This is a genomic window from Alteromonas sp. ABD4_190 (assembly GCF_056160105.1).
On sequence record NZ_JBSWWN010000001.1, the window covers coordinates 1,277,786 to 1,301,815 of the forward strand.

A 24,030-nucleotide genomic window follows, 5' to 3' on the forward strand; every position below is an offset into this window, starting at 1 on the left:
TCTTTTAGTGAAACCATGCTATGTCGCATATAACATGAAGGAGTGTAAGCGAACATGAAAATGTCTTTCCGCCATTGTCTATTGGCGTCTGCCGTTGTTGTAAGTTCACTGGGCTTTACTGCTAGTACGCAGGCGGCGTTACCGTTCTTTTCTGATTCAAAAGACGAAGTGCCGTCTTTAGCCCCTATGCTCGAAGAAGCGACCCCTGCGGTAGTCAGTATCGCAGTGGAAGGTACGCAAACTTCTACACAGCGCGTACCAGAAATGTTTCGCTACTTCTTTGGTGCACCGCAAGAGCAAGTTCAAGAACGTCCTTTCCGAGGTCTTGGTTCTGGTGTCATTATTGATGCTGACAAAGGTTATGTAGTTACCAACAATCACGTTGTAGACAACGCGGACGAAATCACCGTTAAATTAACAGATGGACGCGAATTCAAAGCGAAAAAGTTGGGCTCTGATGAGCAAAGTGATATCGCTTTGCTTAAGATTGAGCCGGATGATTTAAAAGCGTTGCCGCTTGCCGATTCTGACGTACTACGGGTTGGTGACTTTGTAGTCGCCATTGGTAATCCTTTCGGTCTTTCTCAAACCGTAACCTCAGGCATTGTAAGTGCTTTAGGCCGTTCAGGCTTAAACATAGGCGGTTACGAAGACTTCATTCAAACTGACGCAGCAATTAACCGGGGTAACTCAGGTGGCGCATTAGTTAACCTTCACGGTGAGTTGGTTGGTATCAATACCGCTATTTTTGGCCCTAATGGCGGCAACGTGGGTATTGGTTTTGCTATCCCTGCCAATATGATGAAAAGCCTTGTCGATCAAATTGCAGAGTTTGGTGAAGTACGCCGTGGTCTTCTGGGTATTCTAGGTAGCGATATTGACGCGGGTCTTGCCGAAGCGATGAATGCCGAGGTTAATATTGGCGCATTCGTTAGCGAAGTACAGCCTGATTCTGCTGCAGAAAAAGGCGGTCTTCAAGCAGGCGATATTATTACTGCGATTAACGGTCGCAAACTTCACAGCTTCCAAGAACTGCGTGCAAAAATTGCAAGTATGGGGGCTGGCGCCGAAGTTGAGCTAACCGTTATGCGTAAAGGTAAGAAAATGAACGTAGACGTTGTATTAGATGATGCTACTGATACCACGGTAACTGCAGCTCAAATTCACCCGGCCCTAGAAGGCGCCACATTGTCTAATGGCACAGACGATGCTGGCAATGCTGGTGTAGTCGTATCTGAGATTGAGCGTGGTGCACCTGCAGCCCGTATTGGCCTTCAATCTGAAGATGTGATCATTGGCGTTAACCGCGTTCGCACATCAACGGTTGCGGAGTTCAGAAACGCGCTAGACGAAGCTAAAGGCGTTATTGCACTTAATGTAAAACGCGGTAATTCTACCCTTTACTTGGTTATTAGACAGTAGAGCTCGGCGCTCAAAATACTAATTTCTAAGCAAGAAAACATGTTAAACGGCGCTTTTAAAGCGCCGTTTTTATTGAGCTAAACTATCCCCTTTGCCCTATCCACATTAGCTTACTTTCTAACCATCTATTGTGATGTATTGAGTTACACAAAATTTGCTTTTCATTACGGTAGTTTAGTGAATAAAGTGATATCCTTTACATTAATAACGATAAATTCAGATTGTTGCGCTTTTAATTTGTGAAGTAGTACCTCAATAACGGTACGTATAGAGTAAGTGCGACAGACAACAATAAGTGTGACTTGTGACTGGCCGCTCAATATTTAACTTCTTACTAAAATCTATCATTCTAGGCGTTGCCGTTGCGGCTTTGCTGTTGATTTTTTTGCCAGAACTTAGGCAAGGTAAGGGGCTCGCCCAAGGCTTTTTTAATGAGCCTTCTGTTAGCGCCAGTCGCGAAAGCTATTTTTCAGCGTTGAGCCGATCCGCACCAGCTGTCGTGAACATTTATAGTGTTAGTATCGAAAACGGCTCAGGTCTATTTCGAAACCAATCTCGTGGGCGTACCAATTTGGGCTCTGGTGTTATCATGACAGAGAATGGCTACCTGCTTACCTGCCACCACGTTGTAGCCAATGCCGACAGTATTTACGTAGCAGTGCAAGACGGTCGTATTTTAGAAGCACAAATTGTAGGTACCGACCCACTCACTGACCTTGCCGTATTGAAAGTCACGGCTGACAACCTGCATATTATCCCTCAGGTTTCAGAACCCGACACCCATGTGGGCGACGTGGTAATGGCAATTGGTAACCCTTTTGACTTGGGGCAAACCATAACCCAAGGGATCGTAAGTAGAGCAGGTCGCAATGGCCTGTCGAACTATGTGGATTTCATTCAAACCGATGCTGTATTAAACCAAGGAAACTCGGGTGGTGCTTTGGTAGATAGTAATGGTATTTTACTGGGTATCACCAACGCCAATTTCCAGGTGCTAGATTCTAACAATCGCGCACGCAATGTAGATGGAATTAACTTTGCTGTTCCTTACGAACTGGCTAAGCGCGTTATGGATGAAATTATCAGTAATGGGCGGGTTGTGCGCGGACAGCTTGGCTTTGTAGGCGGAGAGAACCGCAACCGACCAGGCATTGATGTACAAGCGGTAGCTAAAGGCAGCCCTGCCGACATTGCTGGTATTCGCCCTGGAGACATCATATTAGCCATTGATGGTGTGCGTTTAGAAAGCGCATCTAAAACGCTGGATATGATTGCTGAAACAGAGCCTGGCACTGAGCTTGAGATTGAACTTAGCCGCGATGGGCAATCAATCACGTTGACTGCAACTGTCGGAGAACTCCGAGCGGGGCAATAGCCTTAGTAGCACTTACCAATAGTTAACGCTTAAACTTCTATTACGCTTGTAGAAAGCATCTGGGAAAAATTAGGTAGTAAATTTTTATATATAAAAAAGCGCCGCATTGGAAAATACGGCGCTTTTTCTTGTGCAAGGTATAAGATTTACTCTTTAACTCGCTCGATGATGGCTCCTAAGCCACCCAATTTCTCTTCTATCGATTCATAACCACGATCTAAGTGGTAAATACGATTTACGTGAGTCTCACCGTCTGCGATCAGCCCGGCGATAACTAAGCTTGCTGAGGCGCGAAGGTCAGTAGCCATTACTGGCGCCCCTTTCAAGCTTGAACTGCCCTTTGACACGGCTGAGTTAGCTTCAAGTGCGATTTCTGCGCCCATGCGTTGTAGCTCTGGCACATGCATAAAGCGATTTTCAAAAATCGTTTCGGTAATTACGCCTGTACCTTCGGCAACGCAATTTAGGGTAACAAACTGAGCCTGCATATCAGTAGGAAATGCTGGGTGTGGTGCGGTTTTAACGCGCACAGCCTGTGGCTTACGCCCTTCCATATCTAGCTCAATCCAGTCTTCGCCTACGGTGATCTTCGCACCAGCTTGCTCTAGTTTGTCTAGTACAGCATCTAACGTATCTGGTGCCGCATGAGTACAGCGAATTTTGCCACCGGTTACGGCAGCCGCTACCAAGAAAGTACCGGTTTCAATGCGATCTGGCAGTACGGCATAATCACAACCGTTTAAGGTTTCTACACCTTCAATGGTAATTTTATCGCTTCCTGCACCTGTGATTTTGGCGCCCATCTGAATAAGACAGTTCGCCAAATCAACAATTTCAGGTTCACGCGCGGCGTTTTCTAAAATAGTCGTACCGTCTGCCAATGCTGCTGCCATCAGTAGGTTTTCGGTAGCGCCGACACTCACCATATCCATAAAGATACGAGCGCCTTTTAGACGACCTTCAACTTCAGCACGAATATAGCCTTCGTCTACTTCAATCTTTGCGCCCATTTTTTCAAGGCCAGTTAGATGAAGGTTTACAGGGCGTGCACCTATGGCACAACCACCGGGCAAAGACACATTCGCTTTACCCTGCTTAGCTAACAACGGGCCTAACACCAAAATTGAAGCACGCATGGTACGCACTAAGTCGTAAGACGCGGTCACACTTTCAAGTGTACTTGCATCGATAACAATGTCGTTAGGTGCGGGAAGTGCTACTTCTACACCAAGCTCACGCAAAAGCGCCGTGGTGGTATTAATGTCTCTAAGACGAGGGACGTTAGTATAACGACAAGGGGAATCGGTAAGTAGGCTGGTCATCAACAGCGGCAATGCCGCGTTCTTGGCACCAGAGATACGCACTGTACCGTTAAGTGCAGGGCTCTTTTTTATTACAAGTTTATCCACGAGCGATGCCTATTATTGAGGAATGTTAAACTGGCGCTCGCGCTCCCAGTCTTTTACTGAAAACGTCTTGATGGTAATTGCATGCATGCTGCCGTCTGCAATTTTATCAGCTAAAGGCGCGTACACTGCTTGCTGGCGCTTCACTCGACTCATTTCGTTAAATGCATCGCTTACCGCAATGATATTAAAATGTGAACCTTCACCTTTTACGTGGACTTCGTGAAGATCTAACGCATCTTTCAAGATTTTTTCAATTTCAGACAATTCCATAACTTACTTCTTTATTCGCTTAATGGTGTTTATTCTACGGGTAAAAAGCTATCTGCGTCGCTAATTTTCGCAAGCTTTTGTAGCTTCTCGGGCATCCTATAAAGGGTCATGCTAACACCATTTTGCTTTGCATCCCTAACGGCATTAATAAGCCACGCTAAGCCTGCACTGTCTGCGCGCTCCACATCGCTTAAATCTAGTTGACACTTTTTGGTGTTAATCAAAATGCTACGTTGATTACCGCTTAAACTTTCCCAGAAATTTTTCGACAGCGTTTCACGGTCGAGATGACCGTGAACCACTATATTGCCTTTGTCATTTACCTCAAAAAGGCTCACTCAGCCTCTCCTTCGATTTCAATTGGCTCGCCCTGCTTAAGCTCTACTGGCTTGCCAATTTTATCGCGCATTAGCGCTATCACTGCGTCGATGCCGTCTTGACGAAGTATTGATTCAAACTCACTGCGCTTGCTATTTAGCATGCTGATCCCTTCAGCAACCATATCATAGGCTTTCCATTCGTTTGTTTTGCTATCTTTACGAACTTTAAACGCAATTTTAATTTCAGGGCGGCTTGGGTCTTGAACGACCGCGCGCACGGTTACTGATTTTTTGTCATCAAAAGAAGATTCAGGCTCAAAGATAACTTCTTGATTATCGTAATAGCCCATTGCTACAGCGTATGTAGTTACTAGATATTGACGGAAAACACTGATGTACTCACCCATCTTTTCCTGAGGCACAGATTTAAAGTGCTTACCTAGTACCATAAAAGCTGCAAATTTATAATCAATATGCGGAACAAGCTCTTCCTGCATAATAGTGCGCAGCATTTCAGGGTCGTTTTTAATCGCTTCCTGATTTGCTTTAATTCGCTCAAACGTTCGATTAGCTACATCTTGAACCAACTCATAAGGGTTTTGTTCATTAACTTCTTGCGCATTAGCCATACCGGCTATAGACATTATAAAAATGCCAATTGCTACGAAAAACTTTTTCAAAATAACTCTCCTAACTTCAAACTCTTTTAAGCAGACCTGACAATGAGGTATTTAGTTTCATCAGGCCGCTGGAATTGATTGACGACTTCGTTATATACGCTCAGTCGCTATGTTGCGATTAGTCTTCGTCGCTACCGCGGTTAAATAAGAACTGCCCGATAAGGTCTTCAAGTACCAGCGCTGACTTCGTATCCTGTAGGTAATCGCCATCTTGTAAATTGGCGACACCGTCAAAAGAAAACCCTGGCTGGAAACCTACGTATTGCTCACCTAATAAACCCGAGGTCAAAATAGACACCGAGCTTGTTTCAGGGAAGCCGTTGTATTCATTTAAAATAGATAGCTCTACTACCGGTGTGAAATCTTCTTGATCTAGAGAAATAGATGACACTCGACCAACGGTTACACCGCCGACTTTCACAGCAGAGCGAGGCTTTAACCCGCCAATGTTGTCGAACTTCGCGTATAACGTATAGGTATCGCCTTCTGTTGCGACCGTTTGGTTTGCAACTTTAAGTGCCAACAATAACAAAGCACCTATCGTAAGCATGACAAACACACCAACCATGACTTCCGTTTTATACTTACTCATTCCAATCCCCTACTCGATACCAAACATAAGGGCGGTAAGCACGAAGTCCAGCCCCAATACTGCTAATGATGAATAGACCACCGTCTCGGTAGTCGCTTTGCTGATCCCTTCCGATGTTGGAATAGAATCGTAACCTTTAAATATGGCAATCCATGTCACAACCAAGGCAAAAACGAGGCTTTTTATTACGCCGTTTATAACATCTTGGTTCCAATCAACGGTCGACTGCATGATTGACCAGTAGCTGCCTGCATCAACACCTAACCAGTCTACGCCGACTAAATGACCGCCTAAAATACCAATGGCACTAAAGATAATGGCTAGCATAGGCATAGCTAACATTCCCGCCCAAAAACGAGGAGCAACTATGCGCCTTAGGGGGTCTACTGCCATCATTTCCAAACTACTTAACTGCTCGGTGGCTTTCATAAGGCCAATTTCAGCGGTCAACGCTGACCCGGCACGCCCAGCAAAAAGCAATGCGGTGACTACCGGACCAAGTTCTCGTAAAAGAGAAAGCGCAACCATGGGGCCTAAGCTACCCTCTGCACCGTAATCCACTAAAATGGTATAGCCTTGCAGCGCCATTACCATGCCAATAAATAGGCCAGAAACCATGATGATCAGTAACGACTGAACACCCACTACATAAAGCTGTTTGATAACCAGCGGAACATTTTTAACTCGGGGAACAGCGATGAGCGCGCCAAACAGCATGAGTGCTGCTCGACCAATCGCAGTAACTTTCCCTATAGTTTTAGCGCCTAATGATTGGAAGAACTTCATTTATCGGCCCCCAGAAAGCTTGCTTTCAGGTCTGGCGCTGGGTAATGAAATGGAACCGGGCCATCTGCTTTACCTTTTAAGAATTGCTGAACCAATTCGGAATCACTTTCTTTAATTTGCTGCGCAGTACCTTCACCAATGACGCGTTTATCCGCCAAAATGTAAATATAATCAGCGATGGTCAGCACTTCCGTTACGTCATGGGTCACGACAATGCTAGTTAAGCTGAGTGCATCATTGAGCTCTCGAATAAGCTTTACCAGCACGCCCATGGATATAGGGTCTTGTCCCGCAAAAGGCTCATCGTACATAATTAAATCGGGGTCTAGCGCTATCGCCCTAGCGAGCGCGGCCCTGCGCGCCATTCCACCAGAAAGTTCGCTCGGCATTAATTGCGCGGCGCCTCTCAGACCTACGGCCTGTAGCTTTAAAGCGACAATAGTAGCTATCAAGTCTTCAGATAGCTCAGTATGCTCGCGAAGCGGAAACGCCACATTGTCGAACACGCTCATGTCAGTGAATAGCGCACCACTTTGAAATAGCATGCTCATTCTACGACGGGTTTCGTAAAGAGACTTTCTCGACATAGAGACAATTGAATCGCCGTCGAATTTAACGTCGCCTTCATCTGGCGTTAACTGCCCGCCAATGAGGCGCAGCAGCGTGGTTTTACCTATTCCACTTGGCCCCATTACCGCGGTAATTTTGCCTTTAGGTACCTTCAATGAAATCCCATCATAAATGATGCGATCTGCGCGTTTGAAGGTTAGGTTATCTACTTCAACTAAATGATCCATAGTTACTTAAATGTCGACCCCTGACGCTGGATTGAGTTGGGTTTGAATGCCGCTATCAGTCCATTTGGAAAATATTAAAAGTATATGAGCGATGTGCATATTCAATTTCTATGCCTTCGCACACATAACTCATAAAGTTTACTGGACAGTTTACTTTTAAGAGCCAACAAATTCAAAAAAGTTTACTCTGCAGTGTAGTTTTTATGTTTACAGCCTGGCTTATCTAGTAGACATGCCCACTTGGCCGTGTAATTTGGAGCCATTGTACGCTTTTTCAAGAGCCTCGCCAAAGTCAAAAAGTTACAAGTTATGTTCGATTAAGACGAATTGTATACCAGACCGCATAGATAATTACCCACTCAGCGAGAGTTAAAAAGTTCGTAATCGCGGCGTGTTACCGTAGGTAAAGTGGTTCTACATCAAGGTGACACAACAAAGAGTACGGACATTTTAAACTCGCCCTTCGGGAAGGCGCTGAAGTGATGTCAGCGCCTTAGCTAATTCCCACGTGTAGTTCCAGTCTCCATCCTATTTCGTTGTTTATTAACTGAAACTGAACACTAGCAGCAACAAAACATATTCTTGTTGACTGTTAGCTATTAACGAAAATATAGGGTAACTGACCTTATTTGATGAAAATAAAGCGTTGCGAGCATAGGCAAATGGCACTCTTTTTGCGACAATCTAGCAAAATACTTTTTATTACAGGTTGTTGTGCTTTTAAACATTGTCATTTTTCTGGTTGGGCTTATTGTCTTAAGTTGGAGTGCAGACCGTTTTGTGTACGGTGCTTCCGCACTAGCAAAGAACATCGGCATCTCTCCTATGATGATCGGATTAACGATTGTCGCTATGGGCTCTTCGGCACCTGAAATTGTGGTTTCCGCTATTGCCTCTGCCAATGGCAATATGAACACAGCCGTGGGTAATGCCCTTGGTTCAAATATAACTAATATCGCGCTGGTGTTGGGTGTAACCGCCTTAGTGAAACCACTGCTTGTTTCGTCTACAACGCTTAAACGTGAACTTCCCGCCCTTCTCATCATCTCATTAATCGCTATCGGCTTTATGTTTGATGGCGAGCTGAAGTCTTACGAAGGGATAATTTTACTAGGCCTTTTCATTTTTGTTTTGGCAATGATGGCTTGGTTATCGCTACAAGTAGATAAAGAAGACCCGTTGGTTGCAGAAACCGCAGATGAAATTCCCAAGGGCGTTTCTAATACATCTGCACTTATCTGGATTGGTGTTGGCCTTGTCGTATTACCTTTAAGTGCCCACTTTCTTGTAAACTCAGCCGTTGAAATTGCCAGATACATGGGCATTTCTGATTTAGTTATCGGATTAACCATTATTGCGTTTGGCACAAGCCTTCCTGAATTAGCGGCAAGTGTTGCTGGTGTGCTAAAAGGTGAAGATGATTTAGCACTTGGTAATATTATCGGCTCTAATATTTTCAACTTGCTAGCCGTACTTGGTATGCCAGGTTTAATTGCCCCAGGTCTGCTAGACCCTGACGTTTATAATCGAGACATGTACGTTATGCTCGGTTTAACCTTGCTGTTGTTCTTGTTCAGCTTTGATTTAATTGGAAAGCGTACAATATCAAGAACCAATGGATTCATACTTCTGGCTTGCTTTATCGGCTACCAATATTGGCTGTTCGGATAATCATGAATACACAAACTCAGATGCACTATATCGAATCGGCAAAGCGCGTTATCGACATTGAAACGCAGGCTATCGCCAACCTTGCAGAGCGCTTAAATAACGACTTTATCACTGCATGCGACATTCTTTTCTCATGCAAAGGCAAAGTGGTTGTAAGCGGTATGGGGAAATCTGGACATATCGGCAATAAAATTGCCGCTACCCTTGCGAGCACTGGAACACCTGCCTTTTTCATGCATCCCGGTGAGGCCAACCACGGCGATTTGGGCATGCTAAGCAAAGGAGATGTGCTATTAGCCATTTCCAATTCTGGTGAAACCAATGAGTTAGTTAACTTACTGCCCGTGGTTAAGCGCTTAGGTATTCAGGTAGTGGCGATGACCAATAGTGCTGATAGCTCGCTAGGCCAACACGCAGATGTAGTGCTGGATATCAGTGTAGAAAAAGAAGCGTGTTCATTGGGCCTGGCACCCACATCAAGCACAACGGCCACACTGGTTATGGGCGATGCCCTTGCGGTAGCGCTGCTTGACCAAAAAGGCTTCACCTCAGACGACTTTGCGCTGTCACATCCAGGTGGAAGTTTAGGCAGAAAACTGCTGCTTAAAGTGAGTGATATTATGCTTAGCGGCAGGGATATCCCACTAGTGAATTTAAATGCGTCTGTTGCTGACGCGCTTTTGGAAATTTCCAAAAAGGGCCTGGGCATGACTGGTGTTACCGCACCCGATGGTTCGTTAACAGGTGTGTTCACTGATGGTGATTTACGCCGGATACTCGATGCCCGTATAGATGTACACAGTGCGACAGTAGAAGATGTAATGACCAAAGGCGGCAAAACAACCACAGCAGAACAGCTTGCTGTAGAAGCTCTTAACTTAATGGAAACCTATAAGATAAGCGCATTAATGGTTACCGATGACAAGCGCAACCCTGTCGGAGCCTTCAACATGCATATGCTTTTGAAAGCGGGAGTACTCTAAATGACGACGACTCTATACACCGATTTAGACCAGGCACTTTTTGAGCAGTTGGCGCATATTAAGCTACTGGTGTGTGACGTGGATGGCGTATTTTCAGATGGCCGCATTTACTTGGGCAACGACGGTGAAGAACTTAAAGCTTTTCACACCCGAGACGGATATGGCGTGAAAGCCTTGGTAAGCAATGGTGTTAACGTCGCCGTGATAACAGGGCGACGTTCAGCAATTGTAGAAAACAGAATGAAGGCGCTAAACGTAGCACACATTATTCAGGGTGAAGAAAACAAAGCTGACGCCCTCGGCGAATTAATGAAAAGCCTAGGGTTGAACTCAAGCGAAGTTGCCGCCGTAGGAGACGATATGCCCGATACAGGTATGTATCAGCACGTAGCGGTAAAAATAGCGGTTGCCGATGCTCACCCTTTTGTTGCAAAACAAGCGAACTGGATCACCACACTTCCAGGTGGATTTGGCGCAGTTCGAGAAATATCGGATACCATTTTGCAGGCTAAAGGCGTTGCAAATGACATTTTCGGAGCTAGTGTATGAGCCAGTTTGGCTTCAATCGCTTAGGTTTAAGTATATCGGCACTATTTATCTTAGCGATGCTGATGTACATCCCAACGTGGATGGAAGAGCAGCCTGAAACTCAAGGTAGTAGCGAAAATGATGCGCTCAAGCCTGCCTACAAGGCAAAAAACTTAACTACAACCTTGTACAATCAAGACGGTGAGTTAAATCACAAAGTCTTTGCAGAGTCGATGGAGCATTACGACCAATTAGGCTTTGTTTTATTCCAGCAACCTAAATATACCCTTTATACAGAAAGCGCTTCATCACCTTGGGTTGTAACGGCGCAGGAAGGAACGCTATATAACAATGAATTAATTCAGCTTGAAGATAGCGTTGTTATTGAAAATCAAACCAGCGATGATTTTGTCAAAAGTTTATCCACGGAATACATCCAGATAAATTTAGACACGAAACAAATGACATCTGATCAACCCGTTGAGATACTGGGTACGCAATATCTTATTTTAAGCAATGGGTTTAACGCGAATTTACGCACACAAGAATACGAGCTTTTAGATCATGTACAAACGACTTATTCCCCTAGCAACTAGCCTTCTACTTGCCATCGCTAGCGGTGCGGTAATAGCCAGTGAAGAAGATTTTTCACAACCCATTAAGATAGGGTCAAACACCCAGTTTATTGATGGTAAAAACAAAACCGCGCTGTACAAGGAAGATGTACTTATTACCCAAGGTTCACTCCTAATCGAAGCTGATGAAGTAGAAGTAATAGCTACAGATGGCAGCGGCCGTGAAATATTTATCGCCCGTGGCAACCCTGCAAGCTATTCTCAATCACTAGAAGACGGTACACCGGTATCAGCGAAAGCCAATGAAATTCGCTATGAAGTAATTAATCGCACTATTTCTCTGGCGGGTAATGCTGAGCTACAGCAAGATACCAGTAAAGTACAAGGTGATAAGATTACGTTCGATATGATTACTGAACAATTGCTTGCAACGGGTGGTGCCGGTGAAGATGGTGAAGGTCGTGTAACCACAGTGTTTACTCCTGACACCATTCGTAAAACATCGTCTAAGAAAGACAACGAGGACAATGAATAGCAATGGCAACTTTGAGCGCTAAAAACCTTGCTAAATCGTATAAATCGCGACAGGTTGTTCGCGATGTAAGCCTTTCAGTGTCTACCGGTCAAATTGTTGGTCTTCTCGGCCCTAACGGCGCTGGTAAGACCACCACTTTTTACATGATTGTAGGCTTAGTCAACTTAGACAAAGGCAAGATCGAAATTGATGATAATGAGCTTACTCACCAGCCAATGCATGAGCGCGCACGCCGCGGTATAGGCTACCTCCCGCAAGAGGCATCAATATTTAGGAAGCTTACGGTACATGAAAATATCATGGCCATTTTGCAAACCCGTAAAGATTTAAATTCACAACAGCAAGAAGAAGAAGCAGACGCCCTACTTGATGAATTTAATATCAACCATATACGTAATAGTACGGGGATGAGTTTGTCCGGGGGAGAGCGGCGTCGCGTAGAGATTGCCCGAGCTCTGGCAGCAAAACCACAATTTATTTTGTTAGACGAACCATTTGCCGGTGTTGATCCAATATCAGTTAATGATATAAAGAAGATAATACAGCATCTGCGAGATAGGGGTATTGGTATCCTTATCACGGACCATAACGTACGCGAAACATTGGACGTTTGCGAAAAAGCGTACATTGTGAGTCATGGCGAGCTTATTGCGCAAGGAACTGCGGAACAGGTTTTAAGTAATCAAAAAGTAAGGGACGTATACCTAGGCGAACAATTCAGGCTATAGTTAGTGTAACCGAATTGTCATTTTTCAGTTTCGCTCTGGTATATTTAATTTAGAGCATTTAAATAAGACGTAGATGAAACCATCTTTACAGCTAAAATTTAGCCAACAACTTACCATGACACCTCAGCTACAGCAGGCCATTAAGCTGCTGCAGCTTTCTACGCTTGATCTTCAGCAAGAGATTCAAGAAGCGCTCGACTCTAACCCGCTTTTAGAAGTGGAGGAAGGTAACGACGAGCCACAAGTAGAAAAGAACAATGTCGATAGTGACGATAGTGCTGCTGAAGCGACAGCTTCTGCATCGAGCGATACGCTAGAAGCGGGAGATGCACTGGAGAAGAATGATCTTCCCGATGAGCTACCTATCGACAGTACCTGGGATGAGTATTATTCGGCTTCTTCCGCGCCTGCACCTGGCCCATCTAACGATGATGAACAAATCTTCCAAGGCGAAACCACTGAAGACATCCAAGAACATCTTCTTTGGCAAATGCGCCTCACTCATTTTTCAGATACTGACCGCGCTATCGCTACAGCCATCATCGATTCGATTGACGAATCAGGTTATTTAACCGTTACCCTTGACGATATCTTAGATGCTGTTAATGACGATGACTTAGAAGAGCCTATCGAAATGGACGAAATAGAATGTGTGCTTAAGCGCATTCAAATGTTCGACCCCATTGGTTCAGGGTCTCGTACACCTCAAGAGTGTCTTATGGTGCAATTGCGCCAGTTTTCAGAAGACACACCGTGGCTTGCTGAAGCGAAGCAGCTTATTGAGGAATATTCAGACTTACTGAGCAGTAAAGACTACCGCACGCTAATGCGTAAGAGCCGATTGAAAGAAGATCAGCTGCGCGAAGCAATGCGTTTACTCCAAACCTTGAATCCTCGCCCAGGTAGTGCTTTAGTTACTAAAGAGCCTGAGTACGTTATTCCTGATGTCTCAGTAACCAAGAAAAATGGCCGTTGGGTGGTTGAGCTGAACCCCGACAGTCTGCCTAAATTAAGCGTAAATCAAACGTACGCAGCAATGAGTCGCCGTGCCAAGAATAGTAGCGATTCACAATTCATCCGCTCACACATGCAAGAGGCTAAGTGGTTCATAAAGAGCCTTGAATCTCGCAACGATACCTTGATGAAGGTTGCAAATTGCATTGTGCAGCAGCAAATGGGCTTTTTTGAGCACGGCCCGGAAATGATGAAACCAATGGTGCTAAATGATGTCGCAGAAATGGTAGATATGCACGAATCGACTATTTCGCGTGTGACAACACAGAAGTATATGCATACGCCCCGTGGCATCTTTGAATTGAAGTATTTCTTCTCAAGCCACGTAGCAACCGAGTCAGGTGGTGAGTGTTCATCTACAGCGATTCGTGCATTGATCAAGAAGTTAGTGGCTGCGGAAAATCCTAGCAAGCCGCTAAGTGATAGCAAGATTGCTTCATTGTTGGCCGAGCAAGGCATAAAAGTCGCTCGGCGAACAATAGCAAAATACCGGGAATCGTTATCGATCCCGCCGTCGAACCAACGCAAAAGCCTTATCTAAACGGGCTTAATAATATAAGGAAGACGAAATATGCAAATCAACCTTACTGGTCATCATGTCGAAATCACCGACTCTTTGCGTAATTATGTCGATACGAAGTTCAGCAAACTTGAACGTCACTTTGATCACATTTCTAATGTGCATGTCATCCTGAACGTTGAAAAATTAAATCAAAAAGCTGAAGCGACTGTTCATTTAAGTGGCGCTGAAGTATTCGCATCCTCAGAAAATACCGACATGTATGCGGCGATTGACAGCATGGTTGATAAACTCGACCGGCAGGTAATCAAGCATAAGGAAAAACTGAAAAAACATTAGTAGTTAATTGAGCATGGATATACAAGCCATCGTAAGTCTGGACCGCACCGAGTGTGCGGTTCAGTGTAATAGTAAAAAGCGAATTCTTGAGATCATCGCTGATATCGCTGCCAAGCATAACGATAACATCGACCAGGCAACGGTTCTAAATAGCTTGATGGCTCGAGAACGTATGGGTAGCACGGGTATTGGTAACGGCATAGCACTGCCTCACGGTCGCTTGGCCGGCCTTGAGAAGGTAATAGCAATCGTTGTAACCAGCACACCAGCTATCAACTTTGATGCCCTAGACGAAAAGCCCGTAGACATATTCTTTGCTCTTCTCGTTCCCGAAGAGCAAACCGAAGGACACCTTCAGACACTGGCTACCGTAGCCGGTAAGCTAAGCGACAAAGAAACGATTAAAACAATACGTCGTGCAACAACCAGCGACGAAATTATTTCTGCATTAAGTTAAACAATAAGTGCCTACACCTCATAGGTAGGCGCTTTATTCGACAACTCGTATGTGATGAAACCAGAATATAAGGGAGAATTTAGGTGAAGCTGATCATAATCAGTGGTCGTTCGGGGTCTGGTAAGTCTGTCGCACTTCGCGCATTGGAAGACTTAGGTTACTACTGTGTTGATAATATCCCAGTAAATTTGCTTCCCACCCTCACCCATACTGTTGTTGATGAATACGATCAAGTTGCGGTAAGTATCGACGTTAGGAACCTACCCAAAAACCCTGACGACTTGGTAGAGATTCTAGACTACCTGCCATCCTCTTGGTCGATGACTATAGTGTACATTGACGCAAGCGATGACGTTCTGGTTAAGCGTTTTAGCGAAACTCGCCGTCTTCACCCTTTAGCTAAGCTAAATAAGTCTCTATCGGAGGCTATTAGGGCGGAGTCTGCGCTTCTTGCGCCAATTACTGAACGCGCTGATTTGTACCTAGATACAGACAAGCTAACAATACATCAACTCGCCGAACTGATCCGTGAACGTATTTTGGGTAAGAAAAGTTCACGCCTTGTTCTTGTCTTTGAGTCGTTTGGCTTTAAACACGGTATACCTAAAGATGCTGACTACGTTTTTGACGCGCGTTTTTTACCTAACCCCCATTGGGAGCCAGACCTTAAACACTTAACTGGGTTAGATGCCCCCGTGGAAGTATTTTTAGGCTCACAACCCGTAGTAACCAAATTTATTTGGCAAATTCAAAACTTAATGACTACATGGCTTCCTCACTTAGAGCGCAACAATAGAAGCTATGTGACTGTGGCTATCGGTTGCACTGGCGGCCAACACCGCTCTGTCTATATTGCCCAAACCTTGTCGAAAACCTTCAGCGAAATACATCCTGATGTTCAAATTCGTCACAGAGAGTTGAACCAGTAATGACTATTCAAAAAACGCTTACCATCGTCAATAAACTCGGCTTACACGCGAGAGCAGCCACGCAATTGGTTCAGCTTGCTAATCAGTTCGATGCCAAAATCATTTTAAAAAAAGGCGATAAAGAAGCCGATGCAAGCAGCGTCTTAGGCTTGATGATGCTGGAAAGTCACCAAGGCGAACAGGTAGATGTTATTGTCGATGGTGATGACGCGGTCGATGCACTTGCTGCCATTGAAGAGCTGATTGAGGGCAGATTTAACGAAGACGAATAGTCTCAACCCGAATATCTTTTGATAAATTAACCAACAGCTAGCTTAGTAATTCCAAATTCTTGCGTAAAAGCCACGCAATTATCATGACAGACTTAATATAATTGCGATATTCTACACACACTTAGGCTACACAGCCTTTATTTTCCATATCAACTTAGTAGGAATAACGCCTTATGGCAGAAGCGCTTGTTTCTAAATACGTACAAACCCAATTACGCGCACTTAACGCAGCGTTGATAAACGGTCAATTTGTATCTGTACGTAAGCTTCTGCTTGAACTTCCCCCTTCAGACGTTGCGCATATTCTCGAGTCTAGCCCTAGCAGGACCCGTGATGAGTTGTGGGAGCTAATCGATAGCGACTTTCACGGTGATATTTTAGAAGAACTCTCTGATGATGTTCGAAACGGTATTATCACAAAGATGCTCCCCGCCAATGTGGTTGATGCACTTGAGGAAATGGATACCGATGACTTGGCAGAAACGCTGAGTAGCCTTCCTGAACCTGTGTTGGCAGACATTCTTGATTCAATGGATGCACAAGACCGCTTACGTGCAGAGCAAGCGCTATCTTACGGTGAAGAAACCGCTGGTTTCATCATGAACACCGATACCATTACCTTGCGTCCAGATGTAACCATTGATGTGGTTCTTCGCTACATTCGCTTAAAAGGTGAGTTACCGGAAAATACAGACACCTTCTATGTGGTCAATAGAACCGATAATCTGGTCGGTATCATCCCAGTTGCCCGTCTACTCACAGCAGATACCGACGACAAAGTGTCTGATGTCATGGACGAAGAGTCAGAGGCCATTCCGGTAAACATGCCAGACGATGAAGTGGCAAGCCTGTTTGAGCGTTATAACTGGCTTTCAGCGCCGGTAGTTGATGAAAATCATCGCTTAGTGGGGCGAATTACCATTGATGACGTAGTTGATATCATTCGTGAAGACGCTGAACACTCAATGATGAGTATGGCGGGTCTTGATGATGATGAAGATACCTTTGCGCCGGTTATGCAAAGTACTAAACGCCGTTCCGTTTGGCTGGCAGTTAATTTAGTGACTGCGCTAATGGCTGCAATGGTAAGTGACTTATTTGAAGCCACGCTAAGCCAGCTTGCCGTATTAGCTATATTAAATACTATCGTACCGAGCATGGGCGGCGTGGCTGGTAACCAGACACTAACTCTTGTTATTCGGGGTATGGCGCTCGGTCATGTAAATGCCAGTAACTCTCGTTGGCTTATCAGTAAAGAAATCTCGATTGGCTTTTTAAATGGGGCAATTTGGGCAGTGCTTATTGCCTCTGTTATCGCACTCTGGAAGCAAGATTACATGCTGGGCGTTATTATCGCCTTTGCGATGATGGTAAACATGATTGCGGCAGCGCTTGCCGGCGCAACCTTACCCATGATCATGAAGCGCCTTAAAATAGATCCTGCGCTCGCTGGAAGCGTTATTCTAACTACGATAACCGATGTGGTTGGTATCTTTGCCTTTTTAGGTACGGCAACGCTGTTTTTAATTTAAGTCGCTGAAGATTAGCCTTTTCCTAGGGCTCAAGTAATTTTTTAAACTATATCGTTCAGGCGCTTAACGCCTTGGCTGTATACCCATTAATATTCAGTTTGTATCCGACACCCCATACGGTTTGTACCAGCTGCCCACCATTTTCAATACTGTTAACCTTGTCAAGTTTAGAGCGAAGACGATTAATATGTGTGTTTACCGTATGCTCATAACCTTCATGGTTATATCCCCAAACCTCGCTAAGTAGCTGATTGCGGGAAAACACCTGATTGGGGTGACGACAGAAATAATTCAACAAAGTGAATTCCCGTGCCGTTAATGCCAGTATTTGACCATTGATCGTCACGCTGTGATAACGCTGATCTACCCTAAGCGGGCCAATTTCGATGCGTTCTTCGCTACCATCGTTAGTGCTCAAGGTTTCTTGGTTGGGCATACTTCTTCGCATATGGGAGCGAATACGTGCTGAAAACATACGCTCGTCAAACGCACCAGTAAGGTAGTCATCTACACCTGCTTCATAATAATTTGCTTCATCTACCTCCGAGCAGGCCGTATTTGTTGTCGACATCTCACTTTCGACAGCCACTACCCAGCTTTCGGAGTTAGCGTCTACGAGAGTTTTAATACGCTGTAGGCAAATCTCGTTTCGTACCGATTCAACGATTATAAGTGAATAATGTTGTGCTTTTAGCAAGGATTCTGCTGATTGAAAATTAGAGACTGCGTCATAAAGAAAACTATGCTTGCTCAAACATTGCGATATGTTTTGTTGAAACTTATTCCCGCTGTAGATGATAAGGATCATAACTCGCTCCTAATTCGCCGATAAAAAACAAGACCCGACCCTCCGTGTTTTTATTTCACATTAATAACAATTTTTTTGATTGATAAATAAGCACTAAAAATTTCTAACAATATTGTTATTCATCGATACAAATCTGTGCGTTTTTTGTGATAGTTCTGTGATGAATTAAAAATTTTACTGCCCTAAATTTTTATGCGAATTAAGCCATAAACAAGGACAATAAAATGAAATTCACTAAACTTGCTAGCGCTACCTTACTGTCGCTAGCAACAATTTCAGTAAGCCAAGCTGTTACCTTAAATGTTGAAATTACTAACTTAACCCAAGCGCAAAGCTTTACGCCGCGCCTAGTTATTGCTCACGATGACACCGTTGACGCTTTTGAAGTCGGACAGCCAGCGTCATCGGCATTAGCGTGGCTTGCTGAAGCAGGTGTTATTGATGATGAGCAAAACGCTGATTCAAGCGGCGCTAACTTTGAGGCGTTATTGGGTCCTGTCGATACCGACAATGGCTCAAACACATGGCATCGTTTTGGCGGCCTTCTAGCCCCGAAAGCTACGTTAAGCTACGAATTCGATACTATGGACAAGCCTTATCTTTCGCTACTTTCAATGCTAATACCTACCAACGATGCCTTTGTTGGTATGGACAGTATTGAAATTCCAACCGAGCCCGGTACCTACACTTATTACCTTAATGCGTACGATGCCGGTACTGAGTTAAACGATGAGCTAAATAGTGCTCGTACTGACGTTGTTGAAGCTGGGACAGGAAATGCGCTTGGTGGATATGGCGTTCCTGGTGTTGCCGGTGGTGGTGCACCTACTCGTATCGTTGATTTAGGTACAGGTGGCACTGGTGTGGGGGCACAGGTAGTTAATGGTGAAATAGAAGATGGTGAAGATGGCCCGGTACACATTCACCGCAATGCGCTTGGTGATACTGATAGCGCCGCTGGTGCCAGTGATCTGGACTCTACCGTACACCGTTGGTTGAACCCAGTAGCACGTGTAGTTATTACTGTTCCTGCATCTTAAGGAGCCAATACAATGAATAATCCAATAATTAAACTCAGTACGTTATTGATGCTTTCAGCGCTTCTTGCTGCCTGCGGCGACGATGGTGATACAGGCCCTCAAGGACCCGCTGGCCCACAGGGGGAAGCAGGTACTGACGGACCCGCTGGCCCACAGGGGGAAGCAGGTACTGACGGACAGGATGGTACGGATGGGCAAGACGGTTCTAACGGGCAAGATGGTATCAATGGTAATTCAGCGGTTTATACCGTACAAATTACCAACTTAACTTACTCTCAGCCCTTTGCTCCTGCCGCCGTCATCTTGCATGAGTCAGGCTTCCATTCATTTAGTGAGAGCGAGCCAGCTAGCATGGGCATTGAAATTATGGCTGAGGGCGGTGACCCGTCTATGGTCATTACTGAAGCCATGGACTCCACGGACTTCTTAGATGCGCAAAACTCTGGGGGCATATTGGGCCCTCGTTCAATGAGCACAGAATTAACCTTAGTCGTACCTGAGTTAGATGCGGATGACCTTCGCCTTACAGTAACGACCATGTTGGTTAATACCAACGATGCGTTTACTGGCTTAAATGCAGCTAACGTAAGTAACATGGCAGTGGGTGATGCGAAAACATTCATGACAGTGACTTGGGACGCCGGTACAGAGGCCAATACAGAAACAGCAGCAACTATGCCTGGCCCTGCCGCAGGAGCAGCAGGTGGTGGCGGAGAGGCAGCGGGTTATGATGTAGTTAGGGACGACCTTGCCGATGCAGTAAGGCTCCATCAAGGTGTGGTAACCAGTGCAAACGCAAATGACCCAAGCCGTGAAGGTTTGTCAACGTCCGTACTAACCGAAGCCCATCGCTTTGATTTTCCGACAAGTCGTGTTGTGATAACGCGAACTCGTTAATAGATTTATAGCGAATCAGCCACTTTAGCGCCCTATTACCTATAAGTAATGGGGTTTTTCTTTTTTAGTAAGGCACGATTTTTGTACTTTTTGTAAATAGGCACTTAATTGCGAGGTAACAAATACTAGCTTCAAAGTGAGAGTAAAGCATTAGGTGAGGCGAGTGTGAAGATAATAGCTGGCTCTGCTTAAGCGAATAGCTTTGCAAAGCCAGACTACGTCAATACACTGAAAGTTTTTAAATAGCGGCCATGAAAATGGCCCAGTTAGCTACTTAAGTAGCTATTTAATAACCTTTAGGCTCGGCTTGCCTTTTTTAGGCGGAACCGGCGCATCTTCAATGTCGCTTGAGTCAGCATCTTCTAACGATGTAGGACCGCTAGGTTGAGACACATCTTCAGGTGCTTCAGTGCGCTCTTGCTGCGCGCGGGCAATATCTTCTTCGGTGGCAAATACTGTACCTGCACCGTTTTCCCTTGCGTATATAGCCATCACAGCTTCACAAGGCATGCTCAATCTTCTAGGCTGCCCAGAAAAACGCGCTTGAAAGGACAAGCCGTCTAAATCGAGAGAGAAGTTAACACATGCGCTTGGCGATACGTTTAAAACAATTTGGCCGTCTTTAACAAATTCTTGCGGCACTTCAACTAATTCGTTAGTTGCATCAACCACAATATACGGCGTTAAATCGTTATCAACAATCCACTCATAAAAAGCCCTAAGCAAATAGGGCTGGTTAGACGTCATAGATGTCATAGCGGGTTGTGGATCTCACGCTCTTGGTCAGTCAAAGACGCTTTAAATGAGCTACGAGAGAAAATACGGTTCATGTAAGCGTTAATTTCTTTGCTGCCAGCACCGTTTAGCTCAATACCTAGTGCAGGTAGACGCCATAATAGTGGAGCAAGGTAACAATCAACTAAGCTGAACTCTTCGCTCATGAAGTAAGGCATCTCACCAAACACAGGTGCAAGTGAAAGCAAGGCTTCACGCAGCTCATTACGTGCTGCTTCTACGTCACCTTCACCACGGAAGATACGAGCAGCAAGCGAGTACCAATCTTGCTCGATGCGATGCATCATAAGACGGCTTTGGCCACGTGATACAGGGTAAACCGGCATTAGTGGTGGATGAGGGAAACGCTCATCAAGGTATTCCATAATGATATGCGACTTGTAAAGTACAAGCTCGCGATCAACTAGAGTTGGAACAGTACCGTAAGGGTTAAGCTCCAACAGATCTTCAGACAGGTTGCTAGGATCTGTGTAGCTGATTTCAACACCCACACCTTTTTCTGCCAACACAATGCGCACCTGGTGGCTATAAATATCAATTGTGTCAGAGAACAACGTCATAATAGAACGTTTATTCGCGGCTACGGCCATTCAATTTCCTCCGTCGAGAAACAAGTTTACGCTTACAAACGGTAAGCTTATTACGATAACTCGTGCTACCTGAACACTCTATACAAAAGGGTTTTCAGGTAGCACGAGTAAATACCAAAAAAGGGGGCGAGAAGCCCCCTTTTCATATTATACATAAATCTGTGCGATTAGTGCACTTCTCGCCAGTATTCTTTCTTCAGTAAGTAAACAAATACAAACAATACTGCGATAAAGATAAGTACCCACTTACCGATTTTGTGAGATTCAAGTTTTGAAGGCTCACCCGTGTACTCTAGGAAGTTCACGATATCGGCAACAGCTTGGTCGTACTCGTCAGGAGACATTGCGCCAGTACCATCTGACTTAATGCCTACATAACGCTTAACCATCTCTCCATCAACCATTTGCTCTTCATAAGTACGCGTTGGCGTACCTTGAAGTGGTTGAAGTACGTGTGGCATACCTACTTCTGGGAATACTGTGTTGTTCACACCAAACGGGCGGCTTTCGTCAACATAGAAAGAACGCAAGTAAGTGTAGATCCAGTCTTCACCACGAACACGCGCCACTAGGGTTAGATCTGGTGGAGCAGCACCGAACCATCCTGCAGCAGCTTCTTCAGGCATTGCACGAGTTATATAGTCAGACACTTTTTCACCCGTGAACTGCAGGTATTCTTGGCCTAGTTCGTCAGGAATGCCCAAGTCTTGGAATGAACGCTGATAGCGCTGGTACTTCATTGAGTGACAGCCTAAGCAGTAGTTCATGAACAATTGTGCACCGCGTTGTAAAGACGCCTTATCGGTTAAATCGATAGGCGCTTTATCTAGGTGTACGTTCCCGCCTGCCGCAAGCGCTACGCCAGGTAGGAAGAAGGCTAAAAAGCACATCATTTTTTTCATTTAGAAATCCTCTCTGGCACAGGTTTAGTGTTTTCGTTTTTGCTGTACAAGAACAATGCAATGAAGAAACCGAAGTACATTACTGTAGCAACTTGTGACGCAATGATTTTCCAGTTTTCTTGTGGTGTACCACCTAGGTAACCTAGGAAGATAAACACAATTGCAAACACAATAAGGTTTACTTTGTGTAGACCACAGCGATAGCGCCATGACTTAACGCGACCACGGTCTAACCAAGGCAGCGCGAATAGCGCAGCAATAGCACCGAACATAGCTAGTACACCGAACAACTTATCAGGTACCGCTTTCAAAATTGCGTAGAACGGCGTGAAGTACCACACAGGGAAGATGTGCTCAGGTGTTTTCAACGGGTTAGCAATTTCAAAGTTAGGGTGCTCTAGGAATTTACCGCCCATTTCAGGGGCAAAGAACAACACATAAGTAAATAGCGCTAAGAAAATACAGAATGCCACAAGGTCTTTAAGCACGATGTGTGGGAAGAACGGCAATACGTCATCAGCAATGTCGTACTTGCTTGTGTAGTATTCATGAATTTCATATTTAGTCTTTTCAGACTCAGGCAGTGAACCTTTCTTGTGCTTAATTGCAATACCATCTGGGTTGTTAGAACCCACTTCGTGTAGCGCGATAATGTGAAGGAACACAAGAATTACGATAACCAAAGGCAACGCAATAACGTGCAATGCGAAGAAGCGGTTTAGTGTTGCGCCAGAGATAACGTAGTCACCCTGTAGCCAGATAACCAAATCAGGACCAACAACAGGAATAGCACCAAATAGCGATACGATTACCTGTGCACCCCAGTAAGACATTTGTCCCCAAGGCAGTACATAACCCATGAATGCTTCAGCCATAAGCGCTAGGTAGATAAACATACCAAACACCCATAAAAGCTCACGAGGCTTCTGATAAGAGCCGTAAATCATGCCGCGGAACATGTGTAGATATACCACAATAAAGAACGCCGATGCGCCAGTACTGTGCATGTAACGAATTATCCAACCGTAGTCGATCTCACGCATGATGTATTCAACAGAAGCAAATGCACCTTCTGAAGATGGAACGAAGTTCATGGTCAACCAAATACCAGTAACAATTTGGTTTACCAAAACAATAGTAGCTAGAAAACCGAACACATACCAAAAGTTCATGTTCTTTGGAGCAGGGTATTGAAGAGCGTGCATATTCGCAACGCGCATCATTGGGATGCGTTCTTCAATCCAACCTAGGAAAGCATTCATAA

Annotated in this window: 28 protein-coding genes; 16 read left to right on the forward strand and 12 right to left on the reverse strand. The window is 44.9% G+C overall.

Annotation, left to right across the window (positions count from 1 at the left end):
• Positions 1 to 60: 60 nt before the first annotated feature.
• Both ACXAFM_RS05600 and ACXAFM_RS05605 read left to right on the forward strand, forming a co-directional pair.
• Positions 61 to 1,422 (forward strand): DegQ family serine endoprotease, encoded by a 1,362-nt coding sequence (locus ACXAFM_RS05600; RefSeq protein ID WP_474835549.1) that lies wholly within the window; start codon positions 61 to 63, stop codon positions 1,420 to 1,422.
• A gap of 304 nt (positions 1,423 to 1,726) precedes the next feature.
• Entirely contained in the window at positions 1,727 to 2,797 is a 1,071-nt protein-coding gene (locus tag ACXAFM_RS05605) for a trypsin-like peptidase domain-containing protein (RefSeq protein ID WP_474833812.1), read from the forward strand.
• Between the two features lie 146 nt (positions 2,798 to 2,943).
• On the opposite strand, the gene murA is transcribed toward ACXAFM_RS05605, so the two are convergent.
• The 7 genes from murA to mlaF form a co-directional block, all read right to left on the reverse strand.
• Positions 2,944 to 4,206 (reverse strand): UDP-N-acetylglucosamine 1-carboxyvinyltransferase, encoded by a 1,263-nt coding sequence (gene murA, locus ACXAFM_RS05610; RefSeq protein WP_474827674.1) that lies wholly within the window; start codon positions 4,204 to 4,206, stop codon positions 2,944 to 2,946.
• A gap of 12 nt (positions 4,207 to 4,218) precedes the next feature.
• Entirely contained in the window at positions 4,219 to 4,476 is a 258-nt protein-coding gene (locus tag ACXAFM_RS05615; RefSeq protein ID WP_012517351.1) for a BolA family protein, read from the reverse strand.
• Between the two features lie 29 nt (positions 4,477 to 4,505).
• On the reverse strand, positions 4,506 to 4,814 hold the full coding sequence (locus ACXAFM_RS05620; protein WP_474833814.1) for an STAS domain-containing protein: 309 nt from the start codon (positions 4,812 to 4,814) through the stop codon (positions 4,506 to 4,508).
• Complete coding sequence (locus ACXAFM_RS05625) at positions 4,811 to 5,476, reverse strand: MlaC/ttg2D family ABC transporter substrate-binding protein (protein ID WP_474833816.1); 666 nt, start codon at positions 5,474 to 5,476, stop codon at positions 4,811 to 4,813. The genes ACXAFM_RS05620 and ACXAFM_RS05625 overlap by 4 nt, the downstream gene beginning before the upstream one ends.
• 118 nt (positions 5,477 to 5,594) lie before the next feature.
• On the reverse strand, positions 5,595 to 6,068 hold the full coding sequence (gene mlaD, locus ACXAFM_RS05630) for an outer membrane lipid asymmetry maintenance protein MlaD (RefSeq protein ID WP_012517348.1): 474 nt from the start codon (positions 6,066 to 6,068) through the stop codon (positions 5,595 to 5,597).
• A 9-nt stretch (positions 6,069 to 6,077) separates the two neighbouring features.
• Positions 6,078 to 6,854, reverse strand: a complete 777-nt coding sequence (gene mlaE, locus ACXAFM_RS05635) for a lipid asymmetry maintenance ABC transporter permease subunit MlaE (protein WP_179982447.1) — start codon at positions 6,852 to 6,854, stop codon at positions 6,078 to 6,080.
• Positions 6,851 to 7,651: a phospholipid ABC transporter ATP-binding protein MlaF gene (gene mlaF, locus ACXAFM_RS05640; RefSeq protein ID WP_462574418.1), complete on the reverse strand. Its 801-nt coding sequence runs from the start codon at positions 7,649 to 7,651 to the stop codon at positions 6,851 to 6,853. The genes mlaE and mlaF overlap by 4 nt, the downstream gene beginning before the upstream one ends.
• 714 nt (positions 7,652 to 8,365) lie before the next feature.
• Between mlaF and ACXAFM_RS05645 the strand changes: the two genes are divergently transcribed.
• From ACXAFM_RS05645 to mgtE, 12 genes are all read left to right on the forward strand, one after another.
• Positions 8,366 to 9,322 carry a calcium/sodium antiporter gene (locus ACXAFM_RS05645; protein WP_118490202.1) on the forward strand — a complete coding sequence of 319 codons (957 nt, stop codon included), beginning with the start codon at positions 8,366 to 8,368 and terminating at the stop codon, positions 9,320 to 9,322.
• Positions 9,323 to 9,324: 2 nt separating this feature from the next.
• Positions 9,325 to 10,305 carry a KpsF/GutQ family sugar-phosphate isomerase gene (locus ACXAFM_RS05650; protein ID WP_474833819.1) on the forward strand — a complete coding sequence of 327 codons (981 nt, stop codon included), beginning with the start codon at positions 9,325 to 9,327 and terminating at the stop codon, positions 10,303 to 10,305.
• Positions 10,306 to 10,854 (forward strand): 3-deoxy-manno-octulosonate-8-phosphatase KdsC, encoded by a 549-nt coding sequence (kdsC, locus tag ACXAFM_RS05655; RefSeq protein ID WP_474833821.1) that lies wholly within the window; start codon positions 10,306 to 10,308, stop codon positions 10,852 to 10,854.
• On the forward strand, positions 10,851 to 11,429 hold the full coding sequence (gene lptC, locus ACXAFM_RS05660) for an LPS export ABC transporter periplasmic protein LptC (protein WP_474827690.1): 579 nt from the start codon (positions 10,851 to 10,853) through the stop codon (positions 11,427 to 11,429). Before kdsC ends, lptC begins: the two co-directional genes overlap by 4 nt.
• Entirely contained in the window at positions 11,398 to 11,943 is a 546-nt protein-coding gene (gene lptA / locus ACXAFM_RS05665; RefSeq protein ID WP_474808590.1) for a lipopolysaccharide transport periplasmic protein LptA, read from the forward strand. Before lptC ends, lptA begins: the two co-directional genes overlap by 32 nt.
• Positions 11,944 to 11,945: 2 nt before the next feature.
• Entirely contained in the window at positions 11,946 to 12,671 is a 726-nt protein-coding gene (lptB, locus tag ACXAFM_RS05670) for an LPS export ABC transporter ATP-binding protein (RefSeq protein ID WP_118490207.1), read from the forward strand.
• Positions 12,672 to 12,744: 73 nt separating this feature from the next.
• On the forward strand, positions 12,745 to 14,226 hold the full coding sequence (locus ACXAFM_RS05675; RefSeq protein WP_474827695.1) for an RNA polymerase factor sigma-54: 1,482 nt from the start codon (positions 12,745 to 12,747) through the stop codon (positions 14,224 to 14,226).
• Between the two features lie 30 nt (positions 14,227 to 14,256).
• Positions 14,257 to 14,544, forward strand: coding sequence for a ribosome hibernation promoting factor (hpf, locus tag ACXAFM_RS05680; RefSeq protein WP_012517338.1), 288 nt, complete (start codon positions 14,257 to 14,259; stop codon positions 14,542 to 14,544).
• Between the two features lie 13 nt (positions 14,545 to 14,557).
• The gene (gene ptsN / locus ACXAFM_RS05685) at positions 14,558 to 15,001 is read left to right on the forward strand and encodes a PTS IIA-like nitrogen regulatory protein PtsN (protein ID WP_474808596.1); all 444 of its coding nucleotides are present in this window, start codon (positions 14,558 to 14,560) and stop codon (positions 14,999 to 15,001) included.
• 83 nt (positions 15,002 to 15,084) lie between these two features.
• The gene (gene rapZ, locus ACXAFM_RS05690; RefSeq protein ID WP_474808598.1) at positions 15,085 to 15,930 is read left to right on the forward strand and encodes an RNase adapter RapZ; all 846 of its coding nucleotides are present in this window, start codon (positions 15,085 to 15,087) and stop codon (positions 15,928 to 15,930) included.
• Entirely contained in the window at positions 15,930 to 16,202 is a 273-nt protein-coding gene (locus tag ACXAFM_RS05695) for an HPr family phosphocarrier protein (RefSeq protein ID WP_474827697.1), read from the forward strand. Before rapZ ends, ACXAFM_RS05695 begins: the two co-directional genes overlap by 1 nt.
• 173 nt (positions 16,203 to 16,375) lie before the next feature.
• Positions 16,376 to 17,734 (forward strand): magnesium transporter, encoded by a 1,359-nt coding sequence (mgtE, locus tag ACXAFM_RS05700; RefSeq protein ID WP_474833823.1) that lies wholly within the window; start codon positions 16,376 to 16,378, stop codon positions 17,732 to 17,734.
• A gap of 55 nt (positions 17,735 to 17,789) precedes the next feature.
• Here mgtE and ACXAFM_RS05705 read toward each other — a convergent pair whose 3' ends face one another.
• Positions 17,790 to 18,542, reverse strand: a complete 753-nt coding sequence (locus ACXAFM_RS05705) for a response regulator transcription factor (protein WP_474833825.1) — start codon at positions 18,540 to 18,542, stop codon at positions 17,790 to 17,792.
• 224 nt (positions 18,543 to 18,766) lie between these two features.
• On the opposite strand from ACXAFM_RS05705, the gene ACXAFM_RS05710 reads away from it, so the two are divergent.
• Positions 18,767 to 19,582: a spondin domain-containing protein gene (locus ACXAFM_RS05710; protein WP_474833827.1), complete on the forward strand. Its 816-nt coding sequence runs from the start codon at positions 18,767 to 18,769 to the stop codon at positions 19,580 to 19,582.
• Between the two features lie 12 nt (positions 19,583 to 19,594).
• On the forward strand, positions 19,595 to 20,479 hold the full coding sequence (locus ACXAFM_RS05715) for a spondin domain-containing protein (RefSeq protein WP_474833829.1): 885 nt from the start codon (positions 19,595 to 19,597) through the stop codon (positions 20,477 to 20,479).
• A gap of 282 nt (positions 20,480 to 20,761) precedes the next feature.
• Here the strand turns inward: ACXAFM_RS05715 and ACXAFM_RS05720 are convergent, their stop codons facing one another.
• From ACXAFM_RS05720 to ACXAFM_RS05735, 4 genes are all read right to left on the reverse strand, one after another.
• Entirely contained in the window at positions 20,762 to 21,235 is a 474-nt protein-coding gene (locus ACXAFM_RS05720) for a ClpXP protease specificity-enhancing factor (protein WP_474833831.1), read from the reverse strand.
• Positions 21,232 to 21,864, reverse strand: a complete 633-nt coding sequence (gene sspA, locus ACXAFM_RS05725) for a stringent starvation protein SspA (RefSeq protein WP_012517332.1) — start codon at positions 21,862 to 21,864, stop codon at positions 21,232 to 21,234. The genes ACXAFM_RS05720 and sspA overlap by 4 nt, the downstream gene beginning before the upstream one ends.
• A gap of 167 nt (positions 21,865 to 22,031) precedes the next feature.
• Positions 22,032 to 22,766, reverse strand: coding sequence for a cytochrome c1 (locus ACXAFM_RS05730; RefSeq protein WP_014948333.1), 735 nt, complete (start codon positions 22,764 to 22,766; stop codon positions 22,032 to 22,034).
• Positions 22,763 to 24,028, reverse strand: a complete 1,266-nt coding sequence (locus ACXAFM_RS05735; RefSeq protein ID WP_110288466.1) for a cytochrome b — start codon at positions 24,026 to 24,028, stop codon at positions 22,763 to 22,765. The genes ACXAFM_RS05730 and ACXAFM_RS05735 overlap by 4 nt, the downstream gene beginning before the upstream one ends.
• Positions 24,029 to 24,030 lie beyond the last annotated feature (2 nt).